Annotated in this window: 12 protein-coding genes; 10 read left to right on the top strand and 2 right to left on the bottom strand. The window is 37.7% G+C overall.

The features are described 5' to 3' along the window. Window positions 1–110 precede the first annotated feature (110 nt). Entirely contained in the window at window positions 111–1,109 is a 999-nt protein-coding gene (locus J0X13_RS06380) for an alpha/beta hydrolase family protein (protein ID WP_207070585.1), read from the bottom strand. Window positions 1,110–1,451: 342 nt separating this feature from the next. Between J0X13_RS06380 and J0X13_RS06375 the strand changes: the two genes are divergently transcribed. Genes J0X13_RS06375 through J0X13_RS06360 form a run of 4 tightly spaced genes read left to right on the top strand, consistent with a single transcriptional unit; the run spans window position 1,452 to window position 7,725 of the window. After that, complete coding sequence (locus tag J0X13_RS06375; RefSeq protein WP_242535624.1) at window positions 1,452–2,585, top strand: DegT/DnrJ/EryC1/StrS family aminotransferase; 1,134 nt, start codon at window positions 1,452–1,454, stop codon at window positions 2,583–2,585. Then, window positions 2,582–4,528, top strand: coding sequence for a polysaccharide biosynthesis protein (locus tag J0X13_RS06370; protein ID WP_207070584.1), 1,947 nt, complete (start codon window positions 2,582–2,584; stop codon window positions 4,526–4,528). Before J0X13_RS06375 ends, J0X13_RS06370 begins: the two co-directional genes overlap by 4 nt. Before the next feature lie 12 nt (window positions 4,529–4,540). Continuing rightward, a complete protein-coding gene (locus J0X13_RS06365; protein ID WP_207026234.1) occupies window positions 4,541–5,308 on the top strand; it encodes a polysaccharide biosynthesis/export family protein in 768 nt (255 codons plus the stop codon). A gap of 50 nt (window positions 5,309–5,358) precedes the next feature. Then, window positions 5,359–7,725, top strand: coding sequence for a GumC family protein (locus J0X13_RS06360; protein WP_207070583.1), 2,367 nt, complete (start codon window positions 5,359–5,361; stop codon window positions 7,723–7,725). On the opposite strand, the gene J0X13_RS06355 is transcribed toward J0X13_RS06360, so the two are convergent. Beyond that, window positions 7,726–8,469: a tyrosine-protein phosphatase gene (locus J0X13_RS06355; RefSeq protein ID WP_207070582.1), complete on the bottom strand. Its 744-nt coding sequence runs from the start codon at window positions 8,467–8,469 to the stop codon at window positions 7,726–7,728. It lies immediately after the preceding gene. A gap of 278 nt (window positions 8,470–8,747) precedes the next feature. Between J0X13_RS06355 and J0X13_RS06350 the strand changes: the two genes are divergently transcribed. The 6 genes from J0X13_RS06350 (at window position 8,748) to J0X13_RS06325 (ending at window position 15,352) form a co-directional block, all read left to right on the top strand. Beyond that, complete coding sequence (locus tag J0X13_RS06350) at window positions 8,748–10,022, top strand: sensor histidine kinase (protein WP_207070581.1); 1,275 nt, start codon at window positions 8,748–8,750, stop codon at window positions 10,020–10,022. Further along, on the top strand, window positions 10,015–10,713 hold the full coding sequence (locus J0X13_RS06345; protein WP_207070580.1) for a response regulator transcription factor: 699 nt from the start codon (window positions 10,015–10,017) through the stop codon (window positions 10,711–10,713). The genes J0X13_RS06350 and J0X13_RS06345 overlap by 8 nt, the downstream gene beginning before the upstream one ends. 65 nt (window positions 10,714–10,778) lie before the next feature. After that, window positions 10,779–11,021 carry a hypothetical protein gene (locus J0X13_RS06340; RefSeq protein WP_207070579.1) on the top strand — a complete coding sequence of 81 codons (243 nt, stop codon included), beginning with the start codon at window positions 10,779–10,781 and terminating at the stop codon, window positions 11,019–11,021. Between the two features lie 92 nt (window positions 11,022–11,113). Further along, the gene (locus tag J0X13_RS06335; protein WP_207070578.1) at window positions 11,114–11,878 is read left to right on the top strand and encodes a hypothetical protein; all 765 of its coding nucleotides are present in this window, start codon (window positions 11,114–11,116) and stop codon (window positions 11,876–11,878) included. An 89-nt stretch (window positions 11,879–11,967) separates the two neighbouring features. Beyond that, entirely contained in the window at window positions 11,968–14,523 is a 2,556-nt protein-coding gene (locus J0X13_RS06330; RefSeq protein WP_207070577.1) for a M1 family metallopeptidase, read from the top strand. 148 nt (window positions 14,524–14,671) lie between these two features. Beyond that, window positions 14,672–15,352, top strand: coding sequence for a DUF6799 domain-containing protein (locus J0X13_RS06325; RefSeq protein WP_207070576.1), 681 nt, complete (start codon window positions 14,672–14,674; stop codon window positions 15,350–15,352). Window positions 15,353–15,395 lie beyond the last annotated feature (43 nt).

The following is a 15,395-nucleotide window of genomic DNA, read 5'->3' as shown; positions in this document are numbered from 1 at the left end:
AATATATTGTGATTAAACTATGGACACAAAGATGTGAAAAATGAAATGGAGGGGTGTAAATATGATGACTATCTACCTAAAACTTCGATTAAATTCAATCTTTGTTTACTTTATAAGATACTCAAGATTGCATGTTCTGGTAATATCTCATGTTCTCCTTCAAAAATGAACAGATTTACGTTTGGGTTCTTTTTCGCAAAAAAAACAGCCCTATCACTGATGGAATCGTATTTATCCAATGCTCTTCTATTTTCGAGTAAGTATAGTGTTTCTTCAATAGTAACCATTTTGGATGGTTTATCTTTATACAGTTTGCTAACAATTTTATTGTAAAAATTAATTGATTGTGTGATGGGAACATTTCCCTGGTTACCATCGTGAATGCCAGTATATAAATTAAATTCTGTCGCCATTAATTTTTCCTCTGATATTGGCATGTGTAAGGGGGACCTTCTTTGGGCTTCAGTAATGTTCAAGCTGTCTTTGGATTCTGTACAGGCCAGTATATCTTTCCAAGACGGACTTTCTTTACTGATACTTTGATAATACCAAGACTCCAAATCCGATATGCCGACCCAAGATTGGTAGCTTGCTACTTGGTATCCAGATAATAGGTAGTGACACATTGCTGTATAACCACCCCCACTTAAACCGATAACATGAATGTTTGATATATCGACATTGGAATTTTGTATTGCAAAATTGATAGCTTCATCTATTTGGCCAATAACAAGATTACTGCAGCAGGAGTTGGGATTGTTGTTTGGACCATTAAAGTTGGGGTGAATATAATTCAGATTATTTTCAAGACACAACTGGGACAAAGGGTCTGGTTGCGCATAGTCACCGCCCCATGTGTGAAGACTTACAACAAGAGGTCTGGCTTCTTTGTCCAGTGTTTTATGGAAATAGGCATATTGTTTATGCTTTGTGAACCTACTCTTTATCTTAACTTTTTTAAAACCCCTATTCCATTTATTTGGTGGGTCAACTAGTCGAGTAGTTATAAGAACTGCTTTCTTGGCATATTTGGCTTGATTAAAGTCATAGAATACTAACAGAGATATTAAAACACCGATTACAATGATATATATTGACTTTGTCTTCAATTTAGTTTATGAGTTTATATGTAAAGTAAATGATTAAAAAATTATTGCGATGCAAGCAAAAATATTTAACCAATTCGCTCATTGATTATTTACTTCAAAAAAAATAGGCATTAATGGTTTGTTTGTGATTGTACATCATAATTAAGTTTATTAAATCACTCTGAGAGAAATGTGACCGATTGCTCATATTTACTGAAGGTTTTTTACCAATTATAAACACTTAATCGATTATTTCACATCTTGACCGAATAGGTGACTGAAATCATTTTATGGGTGAAAATTACTCTTACTTTTATAATCGAGAATTTGATTCTCACCTACTTATATCAACCCAAAACTGAAATGGAAACCACAGTGTTAAAGAAAATTTGGTTGTCACCTCCTCATATGGGAGGAAATGAAGAAGCCTATGTAAAGGAGGCCTTTGATACCAATTGGATAGCCCCTTTGGGCCCTAACGTCCAACAATTTGAAAAATCAATTGAAGATTTTGTAGGAAATAATACCCACGCCGCATGCTTAAGCTCGGGAACCTCAGCTATACATTTAGGGCTGGAGCTTTTGGGAGTAAGTGAAGGAGACGAAGTAATCTGTCAAAGTTTTACCTTTTCGGCTTCGGCAAACCCTATCACTTATTTGGGAGCATCTCCCATATTCGTAGACAGTGAAGAGGATACCTGGAATATCTCACCTATACTTTTGGAAGAAGCAATTAAGGATAGAATGGCCCATGGAAAAAAACCAAAGGCCATTGTAGCGGTACATTTATATGGAATGCCCTATAAAGTGGATGAGGTTCATGAGGTAGCACGGAATTATGATATTCCTGTTATCGAAGATAGCGCAGAGGCTTTGGGCAGCTCTTACAGAGGTTTTAATTGCGGAAGTTTTGGCGATGTTGGGATTTTATCCTTTAATGGAAACAAAATTATAACCACTTCTGGTGGTGGAGCCTTGTTGTGCAAAGACCAAAAGACCAAGGAAAAGGCAGTTTTTTTGGCTACTCAGGCCAGGGATGATGCTCCACATTATCAGCATTCCCATATTGGTTACAATTATAGGATGAGCAATGTACTGGCCGGAATTGGTCGAGGTCAAATGGAAGTTCTGAAAGATAGAGTGGCGGCTCGAAGACATAATTTTCAATATTATAAAGAGCACCTTTCAAACTTGACTGATATCACATTTATCAATGAACCAGAAGGAAGTTATTCCAATAGGTGGCTCACCTGTATTTTGACCCCATCTTTTAAAGTAAGGGAAAACTTAAGAACAGCCCTAGAGAAAGAGAACATAGAGTCTAGACCTTTATGGAAGCCCATGCATTTGCAACCGGTATTCGAAAAGAATGCTTCGTTCGTTAATGGAGTTAGTGAAGATCTATTTGAAAGAGGGTTATGCTTGCCTAGCGGCAGCAGTCTCGAAATAGATGATTTGGAGCGAATTTGTGAAATCATTAAAAACGAACTCAAATGATTAAGGAATTCTTTTTTAGGGGTGGTAGGCGATATGCTTCCAAATGGACGGTACTTTTCATAGACCTTTGCATTATTTCCTTTTCGTTCATTTTGGCGTACTTTATTAGGTTCAACCTAAGTTTCAATTTCGATGTACAGCGGTTGTGGGCCCAGCTTCCGGTCATAGTATTACTGTTTTTGGCTGCTTTCTTGATTTCCGGGAGCTACAAGGGGGTGGTAAGGCATACTGGGATTAAAGACGTATATGCCATTTTTAATGCGGTATGTTTGGCCAGTATCGGTGCCATTGCGGTTGTTTTGGCAAATAGATATTTGGAGTTGGTAGATAGATTTACAATTCCATTGTCCATTATTATCATTAATAGCTTATTGGCATTTTTGGGACTTGCAGCGTCCAGATTTGTTTTCAAAATAGCTTTTGAAAGTATAATGAAAAGTGGTCAGGCACCATCAAAGAACCTTATAATTTATGGCGCTGGGGAGTCGGGCATCATTACATACAATACATTGACGAATCACTCGAAAATGGGAGTGAAAGTAATTGGTTTTGTTGACAACAACCTGCAAAAAGTCGGTAAACAGATAAATGGGGTCAAAGTATATGATAAATCCATACTGACAGAAGACTTTATCAAGTTCAATAATGTTTCAGAAGTTATTTTCTCCATTCAGACGATTAACCCGAAACGGTTGAGGACCTTGGTTAATGAAATTGTTGATTTGCCCGTAAATGTAAAAATAGTTCCACCAGTAGAAGATTGGATCAATGGAGAATTGAAAGTATCTCAGATCAAGCGAGTCCAGATTGAGGATTTATTGGATCGACCTCCAATTGAAATCAAGAACAGTAAGGTGATGAAGGATTTTGATGACAAAGTTATTATGGTTACTGGAGGAGCAGGGTCTATTGGAAGTGAATTGGTGAGACAGATCTGTAAGTACAATTATCGTTCTTTGATTATTATAGATCAGGCAGAATCTGCACTATATGACCTGCAACAAGAATTAAAACAGGTTGGTTTTTTCAACTTTGTTCCCATCGTCAGCGATATAAGGGATAAAAACAAAATGCGTGTGCTGTTTGAGCAATACCAGCCCGATAGGATATTTCATGCTGCGGCATATAAACATGTCCCGCTCATGGAACAGAATCCTTATGAAGCGGTGAAAATAAATGTAGCAGGGACCAAGACCATTGTTGACCTTGCATCTGAATACGAAGTGGAAAAGTTTGTTTTTGTTTCTACGGACAAAGCGGTGAACCCAACCAACATTATGGGAGCTACCAAACGTATTGCAGAGATGTATATTAGTTGCAGACAGCAGGAAGGCAAAACCAAATTTATCACTACCCGATTTGGAAATGTGCTAGGGTCCAATGGGTCGGTAATACCATTGTTCAGAAAACAAATAGAAAAAGGAGGACCATTAACAGTGACCCATAAAGATATTACACGGTATTTCATGACCATTCCAGAAGCATCCCAGTTGGTATTGGAAGCTGGTGCCATGGGAAAAGGTGGGGAGATCTTTATCTTCGACATGGGGGAATCTGTAAAAATCATGGATTTGGCCAAGAATATGATTAGGCTTTCAGGACTGCAATACCCCGATGATATTGATATTAAGATTACCGGTTTGAGGCCGGGGGAAAAGTTATATGAAGAGCTTTTGGCCAATGGTGAAAATACCCTTCCTACGTATCATGATAAAATTATGATCAGTAAGGTAAGAGAAATCAATTACCCCAAAGTTCGTACCTTAATAGACGAGCTTTGTATCTCCAATCTTTTCTTTAAGGATAATGTAGTTCAATTGATGAAAAACATTGTTCCGGAATATATTTCCAACAATTCAGATTTTTGTAAATTGGACGAAAAGAAATCAAATCCAGAAACCATAAAGGAATCCAAAGTAAATTTTCCCCAACTAAACAGCTAAATTTTAAGTACCATGAACCTAAAATTAAAATTGGCATATGTAATATTGGTATGCCTGATGTATTCTTGTGGCTCCACACAAGATGTAGTTTATTTTCAAGACGCTACCCAATTTGAAACATTGGTTGATGATAATACATTTACTTCCAAGTTTAAAGTAGATGATCTGGTCAGTATCCATGTTTCAACATTGGACCCTGAGGCAAGCGCACCTTTTAATCTATTTAGAGGAGCAGAAGAAGGTGGGTTGTCAATGCGTCCGGAACAAGTTAACTATTTGGTGGATGAAAATGGTGAAATTGACTTTCCTGTAATCGGAAAAATAAAGATTGAAGGTCTATCTCCAAGTGAAACTAAAGCATTATTGAGGGAAAAATTGTCAGATTACTTAAAGGATCCTATAATCAATATTAGGATTCGAAATTTTACAGTGACCATTTTGGGTGCTGTTAACCGTCCTGGGACTTACCCTATCAATGGTGAACAAATTACGATTATGGAGGCTTTAGGGTATGCTGGGGATATCAATATTAAAGGTAGACGCGACAATGTGATGGTAATCAGGGATTTTGACGGAACCAAGGTCTATAATAGAATAAATCTCAATAGCAAGGATGCTCTAAAATCACCAGTATACTATTTAACGCAAAACGACGTGGTATACATAGAGCCCAACAAATCAGGTAAAGTACAATCTAATTTGGATCAAAGAGCAAACATAACCTTTTCTATTGCCTCATTGTTGATCACTTCAACCATAATCCTGTTAACTAGAAATTAATATTTCAAACACCTTATTTCAACAGGTTAAATTAATACGCTCCAATTTATATGAACAATTCTGATTTTGATTTGAAAGCCCTTTTAAATAAGTATTTGAAAAATTGGCATTGGTTTGCAATTGCAGTTGTAATTGCCTTGGTTCTTGCTTTTCTTAAGTTAAGATATACAACACCAAAGTATCAGTTAAATGCTAAAATTCAGGTGGTTGAAGAAAATAATTCGGTTTCAGAACTCAGTGTTTTAAAAGATTTGAATGTTTTTAGTGGTAAGGGAAGCACGGAAATGTCGGATGAAATAGAACTTTTAAAATCTCGAGATAATTTTATTAAGGTTGTTCAGAAATTAAAATTAAACGTCTCATACCAATTATTGGGCAACTTGAGAAATACAGGAATTTATCCAAATTATCCAGTTGCTATTAATTTTTTGGCAGAAGATTCTATTCAAAACAAAAGTGAATTTTCATTTTACATTAAAATATTAAATGAAAATGAATTTACATATGCGGTTGAAGAAGATGCAGCCGAGAAAAGAATACCTTTTGGGTCCAACATCAAAACGAATGTTATTGGAGACATAATAATTACACCTAATATTGAGTATTTAAACAGATTTTTAAACCAGAATATTCTGGTAACGATCAGGCCTGTTCCTTTTGTTGCCCAAATTTACAGAACCAATGTAGAGGTGTCTACGGTGGATGAATTTTCTAGAATAATGAATATTTCTCTGCAAGATGCTATCCCTCAACGTGGGATTGACGTCCTTAACTCCTTGATACAGCAAAATAATGAGAATGAGGTTAAGGATAAAAAAACTATTGCTGATAGAACCAGTCAATTCATAAATGATCGTATTGCAGATATTTATTCCGATCTTTCCTCTGTTGAGGAAACGGCTGAAACCTTTAAAGAAAGCAGGGGAATTGCCGATTTGGCATCGCAATCCAGTGTGAATTTTCAACAAAGTGCGGCTAGTGAAGCCGAACTGCAAAATGCAAATATTCAGCTGAATATTGCTTCTTCCATGCAAAATATGTTGAGTGAACAGGAAGGTTATGAGATTATACCAAATGCTGGCCTTACGGATCCTAGTATAGACAATATTGCTACACGTTATAATGAATTGGTTGCAAGAAGAAACCGGTTGTTGGAAAGTTCCAATGAAAGAAACCCTGTGATTGTGGAATTAGATCAACAATTGGAAAGTTTGAAACGTGGAATGCAGTCAAGTTTAAACAATGTTACCAACAACTTGAATTTGAGGGTCAATAGTTTGAGCAAACAATTATCCCAGATCAACTCTAGAATCTACGCCACCCCAGGCGCCGAACGGGCATTGAGGAATATTTCTAGAGAACAGCAAACTACCGAGGGACTCTATATTTACTTGTTGCAAAAACGTGAAGAGGCACAAATCGCTTTTGCCTCTGCTTCACCCAAAGCAAGAATTGTTGACAATGCTTATTTGGCTAATCCATTGCCTGTGGAACCCAAACGGATGATAACCTATCTAGCGGCGCTTATTCTTGGATTGATAGTTCCATTTTCAGTAATTTATGTCAAAGACCAGTTGGACAATAAGGTCCATAACAAATTGGATTTGGAGCATATTGCCGGAGACATTCCTGTAATTGTAGAGATTCCCAAATTGGGAAAAAAGGATACAAGGTTGGTCAAAAAAGAAGATAGATCTGTTTTAGCGGAATCCTTGAGGATATTACGGACCAATCTGAACTACATTCAGAAGTCTCATAAATCCACCTTCAATAACATCATATTCATTACATCCAGTGTGCCGGGAGAGGGCAAAACCTTGCTTTCTTCTAACCTAGCTGCTATTTATGCCAATACGGGCAAAAAAGTTTTGCTTATCGGTGCTGATATCAGAAACCCTAAGTTATATGACTTCTTTACTACTGATGACATGGTTAAAACTGATAAAATGAAGCCAAGAAGAAGCACCAAGGATGGTTTGACCGAATACCTTGTCAATTCTAAATTGACCATTCATGATATAACAAATCCTGCTCAAGTCAATGAAAATTCGATTGATATTATCTTTTCAGGGAAAATTCCACCCAACCCATCAGAGTTATTAATGAAGGATAGAATGGGTGACCTATTTGAAAGAGCATCCGAACTTTATGATTATGTGATCGTGGATACGGCACCGTTGATGGTTGTGACCGATACACTATTGATTAGTGAGTATGCCAGTCAAATTCTTTATGTGGTTAAGGCAAACAGTACAGAGAAGAAGGTACTTGACTTCCCGGTTAAACTTAAAGCGGAAGGAAAACTTAAAGGTTTGTCTTTCGTTGTAAACAACGTAAAGCAAAACAATTTAGGCTACGGTGGAAAATATGGTTACGGCTATGGGAAATCCACGAAAAAATGGTGGAAATTCGCTTGATCAATAGAAAGCTTGAATCGTATTTTCAATATTGGGAAGTAACAGATTTAAGATTTTTTTAGACAGCTTAATTTCTTTTAATAATCCAAGCTGCCTTAGGTTATGAACATCGGTTCCCACAAAATCAATTAAACCGTCTTTCAATAATTTTTCGGCCATTTTATGTACCTCTAGACCATAAGATTCTGAACTTAGGGAAAGCAAATTGAGTTGGAATAAGATACCATTTGATTTCATCGAAGGATACTTACCATATTTCCCATGGTAGTACATGTATCTTTCTGGATGCGCTAAAATTGGAAAAAATCGGTGTTTTGCGATTTGTTCAACAGCGGTGTCAAAATTAAAAGAAGGCTGAAGATAGGACATTTCAATAAGTAGATACTCGTCTTTTAAAGGCATCACCTTTTGATTCTCCAAAATATTTTCAAAGTTGTCATCGATCATGTGCTCTGCTGCACAATCAATCTTAAAGTCCAATAGCCCTTTTCTTTTCAGTTCAAAAGTGAGTTCGTTGTATGCATCTCCAATGGTTTTGGGGGAATTGTCATAATGGTTGTGCATAATATGGGGGGTGCAGATAAAATTGGTCGCACCAAACGCTGCAAAGCCATCCAATAGCGCTATGGATTCGTCTACCGTTTTTGCTCCATCATCAATACCAGGGAGTAGATGATTGTGTATATCTACCAGCCCATGTAAATAATCGGCCAAATAAATCTTTCTTTCAAAAAAACTGAACATGCATAAAATTTGGACTGCAAAGATAATGGATCTAGAGGGGCATTTAATATGATAAAACTCAAATAAAAATGTTTGTTAGGCATTAAAACAAAAAAACCGGCCTTTTTTAAGGCCGGCTCGATAGATTCACTACTTAATGTATTTTATAACTAAACTCCCAACTAAGATAAGCCTTAATTTAATCGATTGGGATTAACAAAAGATCAAAAAGGTTAATGAAAGATTAATAGGATTAACCAAGGGGTAAATAGCTGGTAATTTTTTGTTTATTTAGCGGTATGCTGACCAGGAGAAACCTTTATGTTGTTGTTTTTGTGATTGCCGTAATTGGCCTTTTGGTGGTACAGTACCAATATTTAAGGGTTGGTTTGGGTTTGGCAAAGGCCCAATTTTCCGATAAGATTGATAAGGCCAGGGAAAACATCAACAGTGAATTATCGGAGGTGAACTCATTGACCTATACTTTGGGAAACGCAATTAGAAAAGATACATCCGAGGTAAAAATCGGGTTGGACAGTCTTGAAAAGGCATCCCAATATTACTTAAACGATTACATTTCTTATCAATTAAATGTTTCAGGAATAGATGCACCTTTTTCCTACACCCTCTATTCGCGCGATTCCATAACCTATTTAAGTTCGGTCCGCCCTCACCTCAAAGCACAGGACAATTTAACGTATCCAATGAAAATAGAAGGATACCTGCCAGAGTTGCTGCAAAAGGAAATTATCCTGGAAATCGGTTTTGAGGACTTGAACAAATATTTTTTAGGCCAATTAAGAGGATTGATCATTCCTGGTCTGTTGTTTCTATTACTGATCATTATTGTGGTGATTTGGGTACTTAAATCATTTTACTTGCAACGTAGCATGATTACAACAACCAATGATTTTATCAATAACCTCACCCACGAACTCAAAACCCCTGTTTTTTCAATAGGGTTGGCAAGTAAGATTTTGGAAGAAGATGTTCCTGAAAACAAAAAGGCCGTTGTGGACCTCATACGTAAAGAGTCGGATAGGTTAAAAACACATATCGACAAGGTTTTGGAATTGGCGAGTATGGAGTCGGGCAAAAAATTGTTGCAGTTCCAAGAAATCGACTTTAGTACCGATCTAAAGAATATATGCGAGAGTTTCGCTATTCTTTCTGAGCACAATGCCATTGATTTTGATTATGAATTGGAAGAAGGGCCATATTACATCCGTGCAGAGAAGTTTCATTTGGAAAACGTGATAGGCAACCTTTTGGAAAACGCACGAAAATATTCGGATGACCCAAAGGTTAAATTAACAGCCAACAAGCATAAAGGATGGCTTAATATAAAAATCATGGACAATGGTCCTGGTATTGCCAAGGATGACATCAAAAAAATATTCAGTAAGTATTACAGAGTTAAAAATGGTGATTTGCACAAGGTAAAAGGATATGGCTTAGGATTATACTATGTCCAAAAGATAATAAAAATGCACCGTGGAAAAATTTCGGTGGAAAGCGAACTGGGAAAAGGAACAACATTTATCTTATCCCTAAAATTGACCAAAAATGGATAAAACATACAAATTGCTTTTGGTAGAGGATGATAATGCTCTAGGGTACTTGCTCTCGGAATATTTGGGAATGAAAGGTTTTTCCATTACGTGGGCCAAGGATGCTGCAGAGGCCCAGGTAAAAACAAAGACCAACGTATTCGACCTGGCTATTTTGGATGTGATGCTTCCTGATATGGACGGATTTGAGCTTTCCCAAAAAATCAAGAGTTTGAATCCAGAGCTCCCCTTTATATTTTTAACCGCCCGATCGCTTAAAATTGATGTTTTAAAAGGGTTTTCCCTAGGTGCGGTGGATTATCTAAAAAAACCAATTGATGAGGAAGAACTTGTGGTGCGCATCAATGCGCTCTTGTCCAGACTGGTTGCGGACCAGGAACAAGAAGCCCATGTCTCCCAATACGAAATAGGGGAGTATGTATTGAATATGGATAATTTTGAACTTAGCTTTAAAGGACAACCCATAAAACTGACAGGTAAGGAGTTTGACCTTTTGGCCTTATTGGCCAAAAACAAAAACCAACTGTGCACCCATAAAGAAATACTGACCACTGTTTGGGATAAAAATGATTATTTCAATAAAAAAAGCCTCAATGTATTTATCTCACACTTACGGAAACATCTTGGGCAGGATCCTAAACTAAGCATTGTTAACGTAAGTCGCCGTGGTTTTATGCTTCGGGAAGAAGATTAAAGAATCTGAGTTGTGGCTTGATTTTTGTAGTATTCCTAAGAAATAAGGTTACTCCATTAGTTGATATGTTCAAGTTTTTTAAAAATAGCTCTCCACAAACTTCGTTGCACGAATTGGATCATTTATATGGCCATACCATATGCAAATGCCCATTGCAAGAACAAATTTCATATTGTAAAAGACTTATTGAAAGAACGGAGTACCAATTGCAGCAATCCTGCCCTAAAAAAGATTCCAATCGTTTCAAGTGCTTAATAGATGCGGCACATAAAGAACTTCAAATCTTGAATGCCAAAAGAGTTTCTTAGAAGTCCATTTACTTAGTAAGCTTAGAAAAAATGATTTCTATCTGAGAAAACGTTTGAAAAAATAGTAAGTTTAGATCAGAAAAATACTCACAATGAAAAAATCAATCCTTCTTCTAGCCCTACTATCAATTTGTATCAATGCATTTGCTACGGAAACCAAACTTATGGTACGGGCAAAAGCAAAAGATGCCAAGTTCGTAGGTGGTTCCATTGGAGGGGCGCACGTCATTGTAAGAAACACGTTGAACGGACAAATCCTGGCAGAGGGCGAAACAACAGGTAGTACAGGAAATACCGACCTTATTATGAGAAGCCCTCATGAGCGTTACACCCAACTATCGGATGAGAAAACAGCTGGTTTTCTTGCGATTGTGGATATTGATGAACCGACTTTTGTACAAATAGAAGTGGTATCTCCCATTAACAAAAAAAACGCACAAATACATGCAAGTACCCAAATATGGCTTATCCCCGGAAAGGATATCCTGGGAGATGGTGTAGTGGTCGAAATACCTGGCTTCGTAATAGATATTCTAAAACCCAATACGCATCAATATATTCCACTGGATGCTGTACCAGATTCGGGCTTGTTGATTGAAGCCAATATAGTGATGATGTGTGGTTGCCCCATCCAAAAAGATGGTCTTTGGGACTCCAACCTTATGGAAGTAAAGGCCATGGTGAAGAAAGATGGTGAGGCATTTAAGGAAGTGACCTTGAACAATCCTGAACAAAATACTTTTAAGGGTAATTTGGAAATTGAAGAAGCCGGCTATTATCAGATTACGGTATATGCATTTAATTCCAAAACTGGAAACACAGGCGTTGAGAAAATCAATTATGTGATCAGAGAGTAGGTTTTTTCTTCGACATAACCATTAATTTTTTGATTGATTTGGTGGGTGAAAATTGGTACCTTATGCGTTCCAAACCCAACTAGCTTGTTATGAAAAAGAACATTCCGTTCTACCTGTTGTTACTGATTTTAGCCGCAGCCTGTACTTCTGGCCCCAAGGCAGATTTATTGGACGAGGGTATTCCGTTACGAATGGCGGAATTTAGGAAAGGACAGGTTTCCGATGTAGTCTATTCATTGTCTTTTGATATTCCTGCCCAAAAAGAGATACCCATTCCGACTCAATTACAACTTGATTTGGAAATTAAGGACCTTTCCCAACCATTATACCTCGATTTTAATGCTGATGCTTCCTTACTTAAAACTATTCGAGTAAATGGCGAAGAACAACCTATCAATCATCAAAAGGAGCACATCATCATTTCAGATAACCTTCAAAGGGGCCCTAACACCATCGAAATAACTTTTGATGCAGGGGAACTGTCCCTTAACCGCAATGAAGATTATTTATACACCCTTTTGGTTCCTGACAGGGCCAGCACCCTTTTTCCCTGTTTTGACCAACCCAACATCAAAGCACGTTATAATTTAGAAGTAACCGTTCCCGAAAATTGGAAGGTGTTGTGCGGAGCACCTTTAAAGGAAAGCAGAAAAAAAGAAGGGAAGGTCCAACATATATTTGATCAAAGTGATTTGATGAGCACTTATTTGTTCTCGATGGTTGCCGGTACGTTTGAAGCTGTTACGGAGAACCCGGGAATATTTGATATGACATTGCTGTATCGTGAAACGGATTCGGCCAAAATAGATTATAGCATTCCCAAGATTTTTGATTTGCACCAGCGCTCCATTGATTTTTTGAAGGATTATACCCAATATGATTTTCCTTTTCAAAAGCTGGACTATGCAGCCATTCCAGGTTTTCAATATGGTGGAATGGAGCATGTAGGGGCCATACAATACCGTCAATCCTCTATTTTTTTGGATGAAAGTGCTACCGAACGCCGTCGCATGGGAAGCGCTAAGCTCATAGCCCATGAAACTTCCCATATGTGGTTTGGCGATATGGTTACTATGGACTGGTTCAACGATGTATGGATGAAGGAGGTATTTGCAAATTTTATGGCCGATAAAATCATAAACCCCACTTTTCCGGACATCAACCATAGATTACAGTTTATGATTTCCCATTATGGAGGGGCTTATGGAGAGGATAGGACCAGGGGCACCAACCCTATTCGGCAAAGCCTGGATAATTTGAAGAATGCAGGAAGCCTGTACGGTGGCATTATTTATAATAAAGCACCTATTATGATGCGCCAATTGGAAGCGGCCATAGGGGATAAGGCATTTCGGGACGGGATAAGGGAATATATTTCTACGTACGCCTATGGAAATGCAACCTGGACCGATTTGGTCAATATTTTGGATAAGCGAACCCCCAAGGATTTAAAAACATGGAGCAATGTATGGGTGAACCAATCTGGAAGACCCATTTTAGAGCAAAACATTGATTATTCTGATGGAAAAATCACAAACTTCACTATTGCCCAGCATGCCGAAGATGGAAGCGATAAACTATGGCCGCAATCTTTTGAGATAACATTGGTATATCCAGATAGTACCCGAACTATTCCGGTAACTATTTTAGAAAAAAATATAAATCTTGATTTAGCTTTGGGATTACCCAAACCAGAAGCTATTATCTACAACTCCAATGCTTTTGGGTATGGCGTCTTTCCGTTAAAAGAACCGGACTTACAAATTATACCATCATTAAAAGATGAAGTTGCAAGAGGTTATGCCTATCTCAACACCTACGAGAATGTATTGACGGGCAATATTCTCCCATCTAAAGCTCTTGACCTTTATATGGAGGGCGTTCTTCATGAGAAGAACGAGTTGGTTCATGGGATGATCTGTGGGCGTGCCAGTAATATATTTTGGAGTTTCTTAAATGAGAGCCAGCGCGAGGAAAAACATGCTTTGATAGAGAGTACGCTTTGGAAGGAGCTTCTGGATGATGCGCACAAGCCCAATATCAAAAAAAATATTTTCGGACTTTGGAAAGGATTGGCATACTCTGATACTGCCAAAGAAAGGCTTTATCGTATTTGGAACAAAAGCCTCGAAATCCCTAACCTAAAGTTGAATCAGGACGATTATACCAACATGGCCATGTCCTTGGCATTGTATGAACACGACCAATCTGAAACCATATTGGAAAAAGCCAAAGAGCAATTAAAAAATCCCGATAAGGTGAAGCGTTTTGAGTTTTTAATGCCAGCCTTGTCTTCAGATGTTATGACTAGGGATGTTTTCTTCGAATCTTTCAAAGAAGCTAAAAACCGCGAAAAAGAATCGTGGGTGGTCACTGCATGTGGATTTATACACCATCCTTTGCATCAAAAGTCAGCAATTAAGCATGTGCCCTTGGCATTGGATTTACTGGAAGAAACACAAAAAACAGGTGATATTTTCTTTCCAAAACGATGGCTTTCTTCAACTGTGGGTCAATATCAGTCCAAAGAAGCTTTGGAACTTGTTGAAAAATACTTAAAAGAGCATCCGAATGTTAATTCTTCCTTAAAGGGAAAACTACTCCAATCAACAGATAATTTGTATCGCTTTGTAAATCAGCAATAAAGCATTTTTTCCGTTCCTCTTATGTAACTTTTGTTACCGTAAAATCAGTATAAATAGCTGTTTGTCAGTGATTTGATGACGAATGTCATTGGATTCCTAAAGTTGTGAGTATACCTTGGTTCCCATAAATTTTATAAATGCGAGTACCATGAAAAAGATTTTATTGTTGGTGTTTGTTGTTCTTGGAACAGTGACACTAATGGCACAGGACAGGGATAGGGACAGAGTCCAAGATCCCGATCAAGACCGAGACCGTTTAATGTTGGTCGATGGCGATGTTCTTCAAATTCGCGATCGAGACCAGATTCGTTTGCAGGACCCCATTACGCTAAACGATGGAACGGTTGTTAATCCTAACGGAACCTATTTTACCCGAGATCGCGATAGACTTAGGTTAAAAGATGGTGAATGTTTGGATAATGATGGAATTAAGTACCGTAATGAGTACCAGTATCGTTACAAAGTGATGCAATCTGATAAAGGACTGACCGATGCTCAGATTCAGCAGCGTAACCAAAACAGATACCAATTGATGCTTATTGACGGAGATGTCTATCAAATTAGAACACAATCACAAAATAGATTACAACAGCGACTTGAACTTGCCAATGGAATGTCCATTAACCCAGATGGTACGTACATGAACCAAGATCGTCAGCAGTTGAGGCTTCAGGATGGAGAATGCTTGAATTTGGCCGGTGAAAAATTCACCAATATGTACAAGCATCGTAAAATGATCATGCAAAAGAACATGAAGTCCATGAAAAACATGAAGTCCAAAAAAGCCATGAACAAGTCAGCCCTTAACAAAAAGGGAAATGTTATGTAATTGCATAGGATAAAGGGCTTGACCACTATTAGCGGTCAGGCCC

Source organism: [Muricauda] lutisoli (nom. illeg.) (assembly GCF_017313105.1).
In the GTDB taxonomy this organism is placed as follows: domain Bacteria; phylum Bacteroidota; class Bacteroidia; order Flavobacteriales; family Flavobacteriaceae; genus Flagellimonas; species Flagellimonas lutisoli.
Note: the sequence above shows the minus strand (reverse complement) of the source record. Positions and strands in the feature narration are given on the sequence as shown.